Here is a 14814-nt window from a genome sequence, read left to right on the forward strand (position 1 = left end):
AGCCGGGATCCCGAGGAGCAACCGATGACCGCACCGACCATTCCCGTCGTCTTCATCCACGGCCTGTGGCTGCACGCCACCTCCTGGTCGTCCTGGACCGAGCTGTTCACGGCCGCCGGATACGACGCCACGGCCCCCGGCTGGCCCGGCGACGGCGAAACCGTCGAACTGTCCCGGAAAGACCCCGACAGCATCGCCGACCACGGCATCGACGACGTCGTCGCCCACTACACGGAGATCATCAACGCTCTGGACGTCAAGCCGATCCTGATCGGCCACTCCTTCGGCGGCATGATCGCCGAGAAGCTGCTCGGGCAGGACCTGGCCAGAGCCGCGATCGCGATCGACGCCGCGCAGATCAAGGGGGTGCTGCCGCTGCCGCTGTCGGCGCTGCGCTCGACCCTGCCGGTGTTCAAGAACCCGGCCAACAAGCACCGGGCCGTCTCCCTCACCCTCGACCAGTTCACCTACGCGTTCGGCAACGCCATCCCGGCGCAGGAGGCCGCCGAACTGTACGAACGCTGGACCATCCCCGCGCCGGGCAAGCCGCTGTTCGAGGCCGCCGCCGCCAACTTCTCCGCCCACTCGCCCGCCAAGGTCGACACCGGCAACAACGCCCGAGGACCGCTGCTCCTGATCGCCGGCGGCAAGGACCACACCGTCCCCGAGACCGTCACCAAGGCGACCCTCAAGCAGTACCGGGACTCCACCGCGATCACCGACTTCCAGGAGTTCCCCGACCGCGGCCACTCCCTGACCATCGACCACGGCTGGCGTGAGGTCGCCGACGCCTGCCTGACCTGGCTCGCCAGGAACGACCTCCAGCCGAACTGAAAGCGATCGATGCCGGGGCGTCCCGTTCGCGGGCGCTCCTACCGCGGCGGCCGCCACCACCAGGCGGCCGAGTCGGGCGGGAGCGCGCCGTCGGCCAACGGCGCGCTGACGCGGCTGCAAGAAGAATAGAAAAGCCTTTCATAGATTTCGCGTCCTTGCAGGCGTACGGCACGCGGGCCGCCCCCGATAGACGGCGTACGCACGGACATTCCAGCCACTCGGCTGCAAGGCGTTGCAACCCGCCACGAGGCCGGCCGGCCGGCGGCGGTCAGCGGGCGGGAGCCGCGGTGGTGGTGTGGACGGGCGCCGTGGAGCGGCGGACCACCAGCTCGGGACGGTGCAGCAGCTCAGCGCGCGGCGCGGGCAGGCCGCGGATCTCGTCCAGCAGGCTGGCGACGGCGGCCAGCGCCATCTCGCGGACCGGCTGCCTGATGGTGGTCAGCGGCGGATCAAGGTACGCCGTCATCGGCGTGTCGTCGAAGCCGACGACCGAGACGTCCTCGGGCACGCGCATCCCCAGGCTGCGGGCGCCCCTGATCGTGCCGAGGGCCATGATGTCGCTGCCGCAGCAGATGGCCGTGCACCCGCGTGCGAGCAGTTGCTGCGCGGCGGACTGGCCGCCCTCGACGGTGTAGAGGGTGTTGACGACCAGCTCGGAGACGTCGGTGACCCCGGCGTAGTCGGCCATGGCGCGCTCGAAGCCCTGCGTCTTGCGCATGGTCGGCACGAAGCGCTCCTGCCCGACCGCCAGCCCGACGCGCCGGTGGCCGAGGGAGACCAGGTGGTTGACCGCCATGTCGAGCGCGGCGACGTCGTCGTTGGAGATGAAATGCGCGGGAATGTCGGGACGATAGCCGTTGATCAGCACCATCGGCAGGCCGAGCTCGGTCAGCCGCACGTATCGCGCGCGGTCCGAGCGCGAGTCGGCGTGCAGCCCGTTGACGAAGATGATGCCGGCGACGCCGCGCTCCAGCAGCAGGGCGGTGTAGTCGTCCTCGGTGACGCCGCCCGGTGTCTGCGTGCACAGCACGGCCGTGTAGCCGGACAGCACCAGGGCGCTCTCGATGACCTGCGCGAACGCCGGGAAGATGGGGTTGCTGAGCTCGGGCAGGATCAGGCCGATCAGTCCGGTCTGGTTCTGCCGCAGTTTCAGCGGGCGCTCGTAGCCCAGCACGTCAAGGGCGGTCAGGACGGCCTGCCTGGTGTCGGCCGCCACCCCGGGCCTGCCGTTGAGCACGCGGCTCACGGTCGCCTCGCTCACTCCCGCCTGGGCGGCGATGTCGGCGAGGCGCATGGTCATGGTGGGATTTTACCGCCTTCGGTTTCCCCGGCAGCCACGGCGTTTCAGGCATGACCGCCGGGTTACGGCAAGGTTTCACAAGTTTGCTGCAAACTCTTGCCGTGATTGAAAGGATCAAGCATTCTTCTGAATACACGGGCAGCTGTCCCCCCAACACACCTGTGTCCACGGAAGAGGGCTTCATCCCCATGCCACATGCCAAGCCACCTCTACGTAACCGCATCCGCCACTTACTGGCCGGCGCCGCGATCCTCGCGGCCGGTCTCACCCCGCTGACCGCGGCCCCCGCCCACGCCGCCGTCACACTGAATGACAGCGAGGTGACGGCCAACCTGTGGGAATGGAACTGGAAGTCCGTCTCCGCGGCGTGCACGAACCACCTCGGACCGGCCGGGTACGGCGCGGTCCAGGTGGCGCCTCCGCAGGAGTCGGTCAGCCTCCCCAACAGCAGCGACGGCGTACACCCGTGGTACGAGGTGTACCAACCGGTCTCCTACAAGCTGGAGAGCCGCCTCGGCACCCGGCAGCAGTTCGCCGCCATGATCGCCGCCTGCCACGACGCGGGTGTGCGCGTGTACGTCGACGCGGTCGTCAACCACATGGCCGGCGTGAACAACCCCGCGGGCACCAAAGGCTACGCGGGCAGCGAGTTCTCCGGCCCCGGCTACAGCTTCCCGGCCGTCCCGTACGGCGCCGGCGACTTCCATCGCCCCGGTGACAACTGCCCGACCTCCGGCGGCATCAACGACTGGAACAACGAGGCCCAGGTGACCAGCTGCGAGCTGTTGCAGCTGGCCGACCTGTACACCGAGAAGGACTCCGTCCGCGAAAAGATCGCGGCCTACCTCAACGACCTCGTCGGCCTCGGCGTCGACGGGTTCCGCGTGGACGCGGTCAAGCACATCAAGAAGGACGACTTCGCCGCGATCCTCTCCAGGGTGAACAACACCGTGAGCGAGGGCAGGCGCCCGTACGTCGCCCAGGAGATCTTCGACGGCGCGAGCAACGACGCCCTGAAGGCGCGAGCGTTCATCGGCAACGGCGACGTCCTGGACTTCGCCTACGCCAAGGGGGTCAAGGCCCAGTTCCAGGGCTCGATCGCCAACCTCGCGACCGTGCCCGGCTGGAACCTCGACGCTCCCGGCGCCAACGTCTTCGCCATGGTCACCAACCACGACCTGGAGCGGGACGGCGCCGTGCTGTCCTACAAGAACGGCACCGACTACGTCCTGGCCAACTACTTCGTGCTGGCCTACCCGCACGGCAAGCCCTCGGTCTACGACAGCTTCGCCTGGTCCAACCGCAACCAGTCTCCCCCGGCCGACGGCAACGGCTACGTGAGCGACACCGTGTGCGGCAGCAGCTGGAACTGCCTGACCCAGTCCACCGGGATCAAGGGCATGGTCGGCTGGGCCAACACCACCAGGTCCGTCAAGACCGTCTCGGACTTCAAGGCCGTCAACGACCACGTCATCGGCTTCCGCCGCGGCGACCGCGGCTGGATCGGCATCAACGACTCCGGCAGCGCCGCCACCGCCGAGTTCGCCACCGGACTGGCCGACGGCTACTACTGCGACGTCATCTCCGGCGCCCCCACCGGATCCGGCTGCACCGGCACCACGGTCACCGTCGCCGGCGGCAAGGCCACCGTCACGATCCCCGCCGGCGACGCGGTCGCCATCCACGCCAACGCCAAGGCCACCACCGGCACCGTCAAGGTCGCCACCACGTTCACCGTCACCGCCACCCCTGCCGGCGGCCAGGACCTCTACGTGGTCGGCAGCGACCCGGCCCTCGGCTCCTGGGCCCCCGCCGACGCGGTCAACCTCACCGCCAAGGGCGACAACGTGTTCAGTGGCATCGTCCAACTGCCCGGGTCCACCGCCGTCGAGTACAAGTACCTCAAGAAGACCTCCGCAGGCGTGGTGACCTGGGAATCGGGCGCCAACCGCACCCTCACCACGCCCGCGGCCGGCACCCATGCCGTCACCGACGCCTTCCGCGGCGACACCGTCGCCTCCCAGATCGCCACGTCCTTCAACGCCACGGTCTCCACCTACTACGGCCAGAACGTCTACGTCGTCGGCAACGTCGCCGCGCTCGGCGGCTGGAACCCCGCCGCGGCCGTCCCGCTGTCCTCGGCCGACTACCCGATCTGGCGCGTCACCGTCAACCTGCCTCCCGGCACCGGCGTCGAGTACAAATACCTCAAGAAGAACCCCGACGGCTCGGTCACCTGGGAGTCCGGCGGCAATCGCGCCTTCACCACCCCGTCCACCGGCACCCACACCAGAAACGACACCTGGAAGTAGCCGGCCAGAGCCCGGATCAGTGGCCGGACCCGATGGGGTCCGGCCACTCCCCTGCCGAGACGCCCTCAGGCGTCGCCTGCACGACGCGTGACGGAGGGCGCCTGACCGTAGGTCTGGCGGTAGAAGGAGGCGAACCGGCTCAGATGCGTGAACCCCCAGCGGAGCGCCACCTCTGTGACAGTGGTCTGGCCGCCTGTCTCCGCGATGTGGAGGAGATCGGCGTGCGCCCGGGCCAGCCGTACGTTGCGCAGATAGGCCATGGGCGTGGTCTGCAGGTGTTCACGGAAGCCCGACTGAAGGGTGCGGACGCTCACCCTGGCCGCGGTGGCGATGTCTGTCAGGGTGATCGGCTCGGCCGCGTGGTCTTCGCAGAAGTGGCGCGCGCGTCGAAGCGCCGCGGGCCCCAATGGGGCGCCGGGCTCCCCGAGGTCGGCGGAGTAGGTGTGCGGCTGTGAGCCGAGCATGGTCTGCAGCAGGAACTGCTCGAAATGGTGTTCGGCGAGAGACGAGGCCGCGAAGGGGAACGCCTTGCCTGCCGTGGCAGGGCGGGAAAGCGCGGTGAGTGCTCGGCCCAGGGGGCTCGCGTCGATGACCTGCGGCTCGAAGTACATATCCTTTCCGGGGACGTCACCGAGCTGATCCTCAAGGACGCGATCGACAAGCGCCTCGGGGATCTGGATGATCATGACATCGTGATCGACGCTCCAGTTCATGTCGATGCGCCGCCGGGGGCCGATGATGTTGAGCGGTGCGGCGACGTCCTGGCCCCCGATCATCAGTCGTCCACCGCCGGTCAACGGCACGTGAATGTTGTAGTAGTCGGGCAGCTCCGGCACTTCGACACGGATTTCCGCCCCGTACGCCAGCGTGTGCAAGACGATGTTCCCGCGGTGCAGCAGCCTGTACCGGCCGCCGTTCGCATGGCTTTTGATGACCTTGAGGCCGTGCGGCGAGAAGTTCTGCGAGACCTGCGCCCGCATTTCCTCGACGTCGCCTTTGAACATCGGGGCCGGTGCGGATGGGCTCGGGACGTTTCCCGAGCTCTGTGCCTTCAATTCGTTCATGGTCTCGATCCCCCCGCTCCCGTGGCCGGACCACGCCTCTTCAGCCAGTCCCGATGTCGAGGAATCCGCGCATGAGTCTAGCGACGCACAGCGGCAGGCAATATCCACCTCACGTCCGATCGGTTGCGCATTCGGGACAACGGCAGCAGCCATGCGTTCGGCATGCGGCCCGTGGCCGGACTGGGGCCGTTCACTGTTCCTCCTGCATCCAGCCGATGCCGAACCATGGAGAGGTCATGACAGCGATCGTGCCCGAGCACAATCTCGACGATGGCGCACCATGCCGACTTCCTGTTGTCGGACGGACCTCTGACCCCCATGCCGGAGCTGTACCGGGGATGGGAACAGATTTGCACATGCCTCGAACCCGTAACGCGTTCCGGCGCGCCGGATGGCGGACCACCGACCTGGATGATTCGGAACTGCATCGGGTGCCGCACCCCTTCGCCTGGCTCCAGAAGGTAGGCGAAGGGGTGCGGCCTCACCGTGACCCGTGCAGGGTGCTGGAGGGCGATCGGCCATATGTCTCCCTGTAGAGGGAGGCGAAGCGGCCCAGATGCGTGAAACCCCAACGTATGGCCACCTCTGTGACAGTGGTCCGAGCGCCCGTCTGGGCGATGCGTACCAGGTCGGCATGGACCTGCGCCAGTCGTACCTGGCGCAGGTAGGCGAGAGGCGTGGTCTGCAGGTGATTGCGAAAGTCGTGCTGCAGGGTGCGGACGCTGACCCTGGCCGCTGCGGCGATGTCCCGGAGGGAGACGCGTTCATCCGCGTGTTCCTCACAGTAGATCTGCGCTCGCCGCAACGCGGCCGGACTGGACGCGGCGTCAGGCTCGCCGAGGATGGGCGAGTAGTCGTGCGGCTGCGAGTCCAGCAGGGTATGCAGCAGAAATTTCTCGAAGTGATGCCCGGCCAAGGGTGAGGCCATGAACGGTGGCCTGTCGTATGCGCTCAACAGCGACACCATGGTGAGGACCCCGCTGAAAGCACTGTCGCAGGTGATATCCGGGCGGAAACGAGGCGCCTGCTTCGGAGGATCGCCCAGATAGCCGGCGAGTGTCCGCTCGACCAGCGCCGAGGGGACTTGGATGATCAACAGCTCGTGGTCGACGCTCCACCACATGTCGGACCGCTCTCGGGGGCCTACGATGACCGACGGCGCGTCGATGTGTTTGCCTTCGACCTGCACCTCCCCCGCGCCTCTCAGCGGGAAGTAGATGTTGTAGAGATCCGGGGCCCGCGGGACGGCGACACGGATCTCGGCTCCGTACGACAGGATGCGCATGCCGATGTCGCCCTCATAAAGATCCTTGTAGCGGCCCCCTGCCGGATGTTCTTTAATGGCCTCGACGGCGTGCGGCCATGAGCTGCGGGACAGAAAGTCACGTACCTTACGGAAATCGCCCGTGAATGACTTTGGAACGTCACGGCACTCTTTCATCGACAGAATTGTTCATGGCCGCTAAGACCAGATTCGGACATTTCATAAAAGATGCAAGAATCCCGCATCGCCCTGGCACATGAGAGGTGCAGGCCTGCGTCGTGAAGCGATCCGCCTGCGTGGTCTTGCCTGCACTACGAGAAGCCTGCCGGCTTCGGACCCACCACGCTCGACGCCCGCTGGAGCCGGTCATCCCAGCTGCGGCCGTCCAGGGTCCCCTCCCCTGAACGCCGTCCCCGGACATCCACGTCAGCCGAGATCACCGGTGAGATAGCGCTGGACGAGGGGAGCCAGGATCGCGACCAGTTCCTCGCGCTCCAGCGATGCGAGCGGCTCGACCCGCAGCACGTACCTGGCCGTGGCGACGCCCAGCAGGTGCGCGCCGGTGAGGTTGGCCCGCAGTTCGGCGCGATCCGCCCCGATGGCGCGGGCGAGGGGAAGCATCACCTCGTCGGACATGAACGAGGCCACCATCGCCGACGCGCTCGGCGACGCCGACACGCCACGCACCACCGCGAGGAGCCGCGCCCCCGTGTCCGGCGCCTCCCAGAGTTCGAGGTAGCGGCGCGACAGCCGCTCTCCGAGGTTCGCGACGCCGCCGTCGTGCACCAGCGCCGCCAGGGAGCGGGTGGGCGGATCGGCCCGCAAAGCGGTGTTGAAGAGCTTGTCCTTGTTGCCGAAGAACTGCAGGACCAGGGCCGGATCCACACCGGCGGCGGAGGCGACGCCCCGGATGGTGGTCGCCGTGTAGCCCTGCTCGGCGAAGCTCTGCTGGGCCGCGGCCAGGATCGCCTCGCGCGTCCCGGACACGCCCGGACGACGCCCTCCGGCCCTTCTCTGACGAGTCTCGCTCACCCCGAAAGACTAACTCATCAACGTTGAGTTTCATGCCATGCTTGGCTTATCGTGAACTCACCATCGTTGAGTTATCTCGTGAAGGGAGCAGCGATGTCGCGAACGGTAATGATCACCGGGACGTCATCAGGAATCGGCCGGGCCTCGGCTCTGGCGCTGGCCGCCCGGGGCTTCACCGTCTTCGCCGGGATCCGCGAGGCGGCCGATGGCGAGGCGCTACGCCGCGCGTCCAGGGGAGAGATCGTCCCCGTGTACGTCGACGTCACCGACGGAGAGTCGATCGCCGCCGCCGCCGTGCGGGTGGAGCGGGCCACCGGCGCGGCCGGGCTGGCCGGGCTCGTCAACAACGCCGGGATCGGCGCGCCTTGGCCGATGGAGCTGGTGCCCCTGGATGAGTTCCGGCGCCATCTCGAGGTGAATCTGACCGGCCAGCTCGCCGTCACCCAGGCGTTCCTGCCGCTGGTCAAGCGTGCCAGGGGGCGGATCATCAATGTCGGGTCCGAGGGCGGGCGCATCACGTTGCCCTTTCTCGGCCCCATCACGAGCGCCAAGCACGGGCTGGTCTCGGTGACCGACGCGCTGCGCATGGAGCTGCGCCCATGGGGCGTGTACGTGAGCATCGTGGAGCCGGGCGCCACACAGAGCACCGCCCCCGCCAAGCTGGTGGAGAACGGCCGCCGCGCCGTCGCCGAACTGTTCTCGCCGCAGGGCCGGGCCGACTACGGCGCGATGGTCGAGCACGTGATCGGGAGAATCGCCGCGAGCAATCAGCGCACCGGCAGCCCGCCCGAGGTGATCGCCGGGGCCGTGGTGAAGGCGATGACCGCCCGGCGGCCGAGAACGCGCTACCCCGTCGGCGGCCACGCCAAGCTCCTCACCCGGCTGCGGCGCGTGCTGCCGGACCGCGCGATGGACGCGCTGTTCGCGCGAATGCTGGGCCTGTCCATCGAACGACGAGTACATCCACGATCGGAGTATGTGAGATGAGAATGTTCGCCCGCTTACTGGTTGCCGTGGTGGTGGCGTTCGGCGCGCCGCCGCTGCCCGGGGGTACGGCAAGCGCCGCCGATTCGGTGGTCGAGACCGTCAACGTGTGGCAGTGGAACGTGTCCGGCTGGAAGATGAACGACGGATCGGCGACCACCGGCATGGTGGAGGCCGCCGCCGCGTCGATCGTGAACCGGGACGCGGACTTCGCCGCCTTCAACGAACTGTGCTGGAGCCAGTACAAAGCGCTGCAGGAACGGCTGAAGGCGGACGGCTGGCCCGAGGGCGACAGCTTCGCCCGCTTCGCCACCATCCGGGAGACCACCTGCCACGGTGAGCCGTTCGGCATCGCCCTCTTCAGCCGGCGACAGCTCGGCAACGCCCAGAAGTACGACCTGCCGATAGATGACCGCGGCGGGGTGCACAAGCTCCTCTGCGCACCCCTGCACGACCAGTCCCACCTGTGGTTCTGCACCACGCACATCACCAGCAGGGAGACGGTGATCGGCGGGAGCAGCATCAAGGAGCAGCAACTGGCGGCGGTACGGAGCCACTTGCAGGACCTTCACGACAAGGGCAACACCGTGCTCATCGCCGGCGACTTCAACGCACGACCCGACGACGCGCTGCTGGACCCCTGGTACGCGCCCAGTCTCAACGTGCCGAACAACGACGGCAACACCGGCGCCTACCGGGAGCTCGACGACGAGGACCCGCAGTGCCCCGGCATCGGCGAGACCACCGTCAACGCGTACAACGGCGACGGCAAGCCGATCGGCGTCGTGGCCCCCTGCGACCAGCGCCCCAAGATCGACCTGATCTTCGTCCGGGAGAGCGCCATCGCCGGCCCGTACACCGGTGACGCGCTGGGCGAGGGCACGGCCTGCAACGGACCGTGTTCCGACCATCGCGTGACGATCGGCACGGTCCCGGTCCGCATCCAGCTCTGACGGCCTGACCGGCGTCGCCGCCGGCCCTGGTCGTGCGTGCGCTCGGGGGGAGTCGAACCCCCACGCTCCTCGCGGAGCACTGGATCCTGGGTCCAGCGCGTCTGCCGAAGTTCCGCCACGAGCGCCTGATGCGCTGCCCCTTACGGAGAAGCTGGGCCCCGGGCTTGGCTGGCGTGGGCCGGCCCGGGGCGGGGGCCGGGTCCGGCCGGGGGGCGCCAATCCCTCCGGCCAGGCCGTGGCCCGCGGCCCTCTTCTTTCAGGACCGCTGTCCGAGTGGCAGGATTCGAACCTGCGGTGCTCCTGCTCCCAAGGCAGGCGGGCTGACCAAACTGCCCCACACTCGGTCGTCAACAAATAAGCCGCCCCGGTGCGTCCCGAGGCGGCTTTCCGATAATCGGCCGGTTATCCGGAAAGCCCTCGCCACAGTCGGGGGTAGCTCACTTCGCTGCCTTTCTTTCGTGCGGCTGGACAATGTCCACGGTAAAGGAGTGATCGACGGCCGTGCCACACATTTATCTCTGCGCGCGCGATTCCGGGGTCTCCACGCGGAAGTGCGGCAGGGACTCGGGGTAGTTGTCCCTGACGAAGTCGACCAGGAACTCGCGTACGTCGCACTTGAGGTCCCACGCGGACGGCGAGTCCGCGGCGCTCATCAGGGCGCGCAGTTCCACCAGGCCGTTCGGCAGCACGTCGGTGACCTGGAGCGTCCAGTCCTTCTGGTCCCACAGCGGGTTGCCCTGCAGGAACGCGTACAGCGCCTCCCGGAGTTTGGGCACCGGCACCGACCAGTCCACGCGCAGGAACACGACGGCGAGGACGCGGCTGCCGTGCCGGGTCCAGTTCTCGAACGGGTTCTGGGTGAAGTACGACACCGGCAGGACCAGGCGGCGCTCGTCCCACAGGCGCACGACGACGTAGGTGAGCGTCAGCTCCTCGATCCGGCCCCATTCCTTCTCCACGACGACCACGTCGTCGAGCCGGAGCGCGTCGCTGAAGGCCAGCTGGAGGCCGGCGAGGGCGTTGCCGATGGTGGGCTGGGCGGCGATGCCGACGATGGCGCCGGCGATGCCCGCCGAGGCCAGGATGCCCGCGCCAAGCGCGCGCACCTGCGGGAACGAGAAGAGCATCGCGCCGATCGCGATCACGATGATGACCACGGCGGCGATGCGCCGGACCAGCCCGATCTGCGTCATGATCCGCCGCGCCCGGCGGTTGCGCTCCCCTTCGACCCGCACCAGCCGCTCGAGCACCACATCCGTCAGCGCGTACGTGGCCTGCACGATCAGCCAGGTGACGGCGCCGATCGTGACGAGGCCGAGCACCCGGTTGACGGTCGCCGCGAGGGCCCGCGCGTCCGGGGTCGAGCCGAGCAGGTCCGGCGCGAAGGCCACGTTGAAGGCCGCCACGACCGCCACCGTGAAGGCGGACCACGTGCAGTGCTCCACCAGGTGCCGGGGGAACGACCATTTGCGTCCGACCCTGTTCAGCACCCTCCGGACCAGCTCAACCAGGAGGATCGCGCCGATCACCGAGATTACGAGAATCGGCCAGCCTGCTGGAGACTGCACGTCTATGCCCCCAAATGTCTAGAACGTCTCGTCAAAGGTCACATTGCCCTCAACTGCCACTTGATACGCGGAGACCCGCCGTTCGAAGAAATTGGCCAGCTCCTGCACGTCCTGCAGCTCCATGAACGCGAAGGGGTTGGCCGAGCCGTACCTCGCGGGCAGGCCCAGCCTGGCCAGCCGCTGGTCGGCGACGTATTCCAGGTATTGGCGCATCTGCGCGACCCCCATGCCGGGCATGCCGGCCCCGCAGAGGTCCGCGGCGAAGGCCAGCTCCGCGGCCACGGCCTCCTCCACCATGAGGGTAACCTGTTTGCCCAGCTCGACGTCGAAAAGGTCGGGTTCCTCCGCCCGCACGGTGTCCACCACGCTGAAGGCGAACTCCATGTGCATGGACTCGTCGCGGAAGACCCAGTTCGTCCCGGTGGCCAGGCCGCCGAGCAGGCCCCGGGAGCGGAACCAGTAGACGTACGCGAAGGCCCCGTAGAAGAACAGGCCCTCGATGCAGGCGGCGAAGCAGATGAGGTTGAGCAGGAAGCGCCGGCGGTCGTCCCGCGTCTCCAGGCGCTGCAGCTCGTTGATCGAGTCGATCCACGTGAAGCAGAACTCCGCCTTGTCGCGGATCGAGGGGATGTGGTCGATCGCGGCGAAGGCCTTCACCCTTTCGTCGGGATCCGGCAGGTACGTGTCCAGCAGCGTCAGGTAGAACTGGACGTGCACGGCCTCCTCGAACAGCTGCCTGCTGAGATAGAGGCGCGCCTCGGGGGCGTTGACGTGCTGGTAGAGGTTGAGCACGAGGTTGTTGGCCACGATGGAGTCGCCGGTGGCGAAGAACGCGACCAGCCGGTTGATCAGGTGCCGCTCCTGCGGCGTCATCCTGGCCAGGTCGGCGAGGTCGGTGTGGAGGTCCACCTCCTCGACGGTCCAGGTGTTGCGGATGGCCGCGCGGTAGCGTTCGTAGAAGTCCGGGTAGCGCATGGGGCGCAGGGTGAGGTCCATGCCGGGGTCGAGCAGCACAACAGTCTCCTTACTGGCAGGCTTCGCAGGTCTCGGGGTTCTCCAGGGAGCAGGCGATCGCTTCTGCGGAGGGCGTCTGCACGGTGGTCTGGGCGATGCGGGTGGCGGGGCGGGAACGCAGGTAGTACGTGGTCTTCAGGCCCCGCTTCCAGGCGTAGGCGTACATCGACGAGAGCTTGCCGATGGTCGGGCTGGCCATGAAGAGGTTCAGGGACTGGGACTGGTCGATGTACGGCTGGCGCGCGGCGGCCAGGTCGATCAGCGCCTTCTGCGGCAGCTCCCAGGCCGTGCGGTAGAGGACTTTGAGGTCGTCGGGGATGCCGGCGACCGTCTGGACCGAGCCGTCGGCCCGCTTGAGGTCGTCGCGCAGCTGCTGCGTCCACAGCCCGCGTGCCTGCAGATCGGCCACCAGATATCGGTTGACCTGCAGGAACTCGCCCGAGAGCGTCTCGCGCTTGAAGACGTTGGACACCTGCGGCTCGATGCACTCGTAGCAGCCGGCGATGGAGGCGATCGTGGCGGTGGGCGCGATGGCGATCATGAGCGAGTTGCGCAGGCCGGTGCGGGCGACCTTCTCCCGCACGGCGTCCCACTGCCCGGTGCCCGTGACGTAGTGGTCCGGGTGCAGCACTCCCCCGGCCGCCCGCGTCTCGGCGTACGACGGGTGCCGGCCGCGCTCGGCCGCCAGGTCGGCCGAGGTGTCGTACGCGGCCAGCGCGATCTCCTCGGCGATCCTGGTGGACAGCTCCAGCGCCTCGGGCGAGTCGAACGGCAGCCGCAGCGTGAAGAACACGTCGGCCAGGCCCATGACGCCGAGCCCGATGGGCCGCCAGCGCTTGTTCGCCGCCTCGGCCTCGGGCGTCGGGTAGAAGCCCAGGTCGATGGTCCGGTCCAGGAAGCGCACGGCCGTGCGTACGGTGGTGCGCAGCCGGTCCCAGTCCACGCCGCCGTCGTCGAGGTGGGCGGCCAGGTTGATCGAGCCGAGGTTGCAGACCGCGGTCTCGGCGTCGCTGGTGACCTCAAGGATCTCGGTGCACAGGTTCGACAGGTGGATGACGTTCCCGGGGCGGCCGGTCTGGTTGGAGGTGCGGTTGGCGGCGTCCTTGAAGGTCATCCAGCCGTTCCCGGTCTGGGCGAGCGTGCGCATCATCCGGCCGTACAGGGTCCTGGCGGGGATCTGCCGGACCTGTCGCCCGGCGGCCTCGTACGCGCGGTACGCCCGCGTGAACGCGTCACCGTACAGGTCGGTGAGGTCGGGCACCTCCTTCGGGTCGAACAGCGACCAGACCTCGTCCGCCTCCACCCGGCGCATGAACTCGTCGGGCACCCAGTTGGCCAGGTTCAGGTTGTGGGTGCGGCGGGCGTCCTCGCCGGTGTTGTCGCGCAGCTCCAGGAACTCCTCGATGTCGGCGTGCCAGGTCTCCAGGTAGACGCAGGCCGCGCCCTTGCGCCGCCCGCCCTGGTTGACGGCCGCGACGGACGAGTCGAGCGTGCGCAGCCACGGGACGATGCCGTTGGAGTGGCCGTTGGTGCCCCGGATCAGTGAGCCGCGCGAGCGCACCCGGGTCCAGGAGATGCCGATGCCTCCGGCGTACTTCGACAGGCGGGCCACCTGCCCGTACCGGTCGTAGATCGCCTCCAGCTCGTCGCGCGGCGAGTCGAGCAGGAAGCACGACGACAGCTGCGGGCGGCGCGCGCCCGAGTTGAACAGCGTGGGCGAGCTGGGCAGGTAGGACAGCGTGGACATGAGCGCGTAGAGCTCGGCGGCCTCCGCCACCGACTCCGACAGCCCGCAGGCCACGCGGAGGAAGAAGTGCTGCGGGCGCTCCAGCACCGCCCGCGTCTCGGGGTGGCGCAGCAGGTAGCGGTCGTAGACGGTGCGCAACCCGAAATACTCGAACCGGTCGTCCGCCTCCGCGCGGACCAGCGCGTCCAGCTCGGCGGCGTGCGCGGCGACGAACTCCGCCAGCCCGTCCTGGATCAGCCCGGCCGCGTGGGTGGCGGCGATGGACTCGGAGAACGTCCGCACCCCGTGCGCGGCGGCCTCGTCGGCGATCTCCTCGGCCAGGAGCCGGGCGGCGACCCGGGAGTTGGCCGGGTCGGCGATGACCCGGGCGGCGGCCTCCTCGATGGCCAGACGGCGATCGACCTCGATGATCTGCGTCACGTGCTCTCTCCTCGCGAGCTCGTCCCCCGTGAGGGCGCGCGAGAGCACGGCGGCAGGGATCATCCCCCGGCCGTTTCGCTCCCCGGCCCTCCCGCGAGGCCATGGTCACTTCGTGCCGGGCGGGCGGCCCGGGCACACCGCTGGCAGGTCTTCGGGCTCGCGGGCGCGCACATCGCTCCTACTGGCCGTCGCTTCCCAGATCGCTCCAGTGCACTTGACGGCGGTCGTTCCCGCTCACCGCTGCGGGGCAGCCCCGGAATCACACCGGGTTCCCTTTTGCTCCGCCTCCGGAGAGGCGAACCAGCGACGAGCAGGATCCTAC

General features: G+C 68.5%; 11 protein-coding genes, 2 tRNA genes and 1 riboswitch. Of the genes, 4 read left to right on the forward strand and 9 right to left on the reverse strand.

Annotation, left to right across the window (positions count from 1 at the left end; all coding sequences use genetic code 11):
- Window positions 1-24: 24 nt before the first annotated feature.
- Window positions 25-834 carry an alpha/beta hydrolase gene (locus tag H4W80_RS18030; RefSeq protein WP_192786162.1) on the forward strand — a complete coding sequence of 270 codons (810 nt, stop codon included), beginning with the start codon at window positions 25-27 and terminating at the stop codon, window positions 832-834.
- A 268-nt stretch (window positions 835-1102) separates the two neighbouring features.
- Here the strand turns inward: H4W80_RS18030 and H4W80_RS18035 are convergent, their stop codons facing one another.
- On the reverse strand, window positions 1103-2134 hold the full coding sequence (locus H4W80_RS18035) for a LacI family DNA-binding transcriptional regulator (protein WP_192786163.1): 1032 nt from the start codon (window positions 2132-2134) through the stop codon (window positions 1103-1105).
- A gap of 188 nt (window positions 2135-2322) precedes the next feature.
- On the opposite strand from H4W80_RS18035, the gene H4W80_RS18040 reads away from it, so the two are divergent.
- Window positions 2323-4446 carry a carbohydrate-binding module family 20 domain-containing protein gene (locus tag H4W80_RS18040; protein ID WP_192786164.1) on the forward strand — a complete coding sequence of 708 codons (2124 nt, stop codon included), beginning with the start codon at window positions 2323-2325 and terminating at the stop codon, window positions 4444-4446.
- A gap of 65 nt (window positions 4447-4511) precedes the next feature.
- On the opposite strand, the gene H4W80_RS18045 is transcribed toward H4W80_RS18040, so the two are convergent.
- The 3 genes from H4W80_RS18045 to H4W80_RS18055 all read right to left on the reverse strand — a co-directional run bounded on the left by H4W80_RS18045 (window position 4512) and on the right by H4W80_RS18055 (window position 7761).
- A complete protein-coding gene (locus H4W80_RS18045) occupies window positions 4512-5510 on the reverse strand; it encodes an AraC family transcriptional regulator (RefSeq protein ID WP_192786165.1) in 999 nt (332 codons plus the stop codon).
- Between the two features lie 481 nt (window positions 5511-5991).
- Entirely contained in the window at window positions 5992-6951 is a 960-nt protein-coding gene (locus H4W80_RS18050) for an AraC family transcriptional regulator (RefSeq protein ID WP_225963514.1), read from the reverse strand.
- Between the two features lie 249 nt (window positions 6952-7200).
- Window positions 7201-7761 (reverse strand): TetR/AcrR family transcriptional regulator, encoded by a 561-nt coding sequence (locus H4W80_RS18055; RefSeq protein ID WP_192786166.1) that lies wholly within the window; start codon window positions 7759-7761, stop codon window positions 7201-7203.
- A gap of 138 nt (window positions 7762-7899) precedes the next feature.
- Between H4W80_RS18055 and H4W80_RS18060 the strand changes: the two genes are divergently transcribed.
- Together H4W80_RS18060 and H4W80_RS18065 are read left to right on the forward strand one after the other, a co-directional pair.
- Window positions 7900-8793, forward strand: coding sequence for an SDR family NAD(P)-dependent oxidoreductase (locus tag H4W80_RS18060; protein ID WP_192786167.1), 894 nt, complete (start codon window positions 7900-7902; stop codon window positions 8791-8793).
- Window positions 8790-9743, forward strand: coding sequence for an endonuclease/exonuclease/phosphatase family protein (locus tag H4W80_RS18065; RefSeq protein ID WP_225963515.1), 954 nt, complete (start codon window positions 8790-8792; stop codon window positions 9741-9743). The genes H4W80_RS18060 and H4W80_RS18065 overlap by 4 nt, the downstream gene beginning before the upstream one ends.
- Window positions 9744-9780: 37 nt before the next feature.
- On the opposite strand, the gene H4W80_RS18070 is transcribed toward H4W80_RS18065, so the two are convergent.
- From H4W80_RS18070 to H4W80_RS18090, 5 genes are all read right to left on the reverse strand, one after another.
- A tRNA-Leu gene (locus H4W80_RS18070) sits at window positions 9781-9868 on the reverse strand.
- Between the two features lie 143 nt (window positions 9869-10011).
- Window positions 10012-10087: transfer RNA gene (locus H4W80_RS18075), tRNA-Pro, on the reverse strand.
- 168 nt (window positions 10088-10255) lie between these two features.
- Window positions 10256-11272 carry a mechanosensitive ion channel family protein gene (locus H4W80_RS18080; protein WP_318786921.1) on the reverse strand — a complete coding sequence of 339 codons (1017 nt, stop codon included), beginning with the start codon at window positions 11270-11272 and terminating at the stop codon, window positions 10256-10258.
- A gap of 57 nt (window positions 11273-11329) precedes the next feature.
- Entirely contained in the window at window positions 11330-12325 is a 996-nt protein-coding gene (locus H4W80_RS18085; protein WP_192786169.1) for a ribonucleotide-diphosphate reductase subunit beta, read from the reverse strand.
- Between the two features lie 10 nt (window positions 12326-12335).
- Window positions 12336-14492, reverse strand: coding sequence for a ribonucleoside-diphosphate reductase subunit alpha (locus H4W80_RS18090; RefSeq protein ID WP_318786922.1), 2157 nt, complete (start codon window positions 14490-14492; stop codon window positions 12336-12338).
- Between the two features lie 125 nt (window positions 14493-14617).
- A riboswitch (cobalamin riboswitch) is annotated at window positions 14618-14812 on the reverse strand.
- Window positions 14813-14814: the final 2 nt, after the last annotated feature.

The organism is Nonomuraea angiospora (genome assembly GCF_014873145.1).
In the GTDB taxonomy this organism is placed as follows: domain Bacteria; phylum Actinomycetota; class Actinomycetes; order Streptosporangiales; family Streptosporangiaceae; genus Nonomuraea; species Nonomuraea angiospora.

What these genes read in the sequence shown, in the direction of transcription:
- H4W80_RS18065 (WP_225963515.1), top strand. Translation starts at nt 8,790, where the DNA reads ATGAGAATGTTCGCCCGCTTACTGGTTGCCGTGGTGGTGGCGTTCGGC.
- H4W80_RS18035 (WP_192786163.1), bottom strand. Translation starts at nt 2,134, where the DNA reads ATGACCATGCGCCTCGCCGACATCGCCGCCCAGGCGGGAGTGAGCGAG.
- H4W80_RS18045 (WP_192786165.1), bottom strand. Translation starts at nt 5,510, where the DNA reads ATGAACGAATTGAAGGCACAGAGCTCGGGAAACGTCCCGAGCCCATCC.
- H4W80_RS18060 (WP_192786167.1), top strand. Translation starts at nt 7,900, where the DNA reads ATGTCGCGAACGGTAATGATCACCGGGACGTCATCAGGAATCGGCCGG.
- H4W80_RS18050 (WP_225963514.1), bottom strand. Translation starts at nt 6,951, where the DNA reads ATGAAAGAGTGCCGTGACGTTCCAAAGTCATTCACGGGCGATTTCCGT.
- H4W80_RS18030 (WP_192786162.1), top strand. Translation starts at nt 25, where the DNA reads ATGACCGCACCGACCATTCCCGTCGTCTTCATCCACGGCCTGTGGCTG.
- H4W80_RS18040 (WP_192786164.1), top strand. Translation starts at nt 2,323, where the DNA reads ATGCCACATGCCAAGCCACCTCTACGTAACCGCATCCGCCACTTACTG.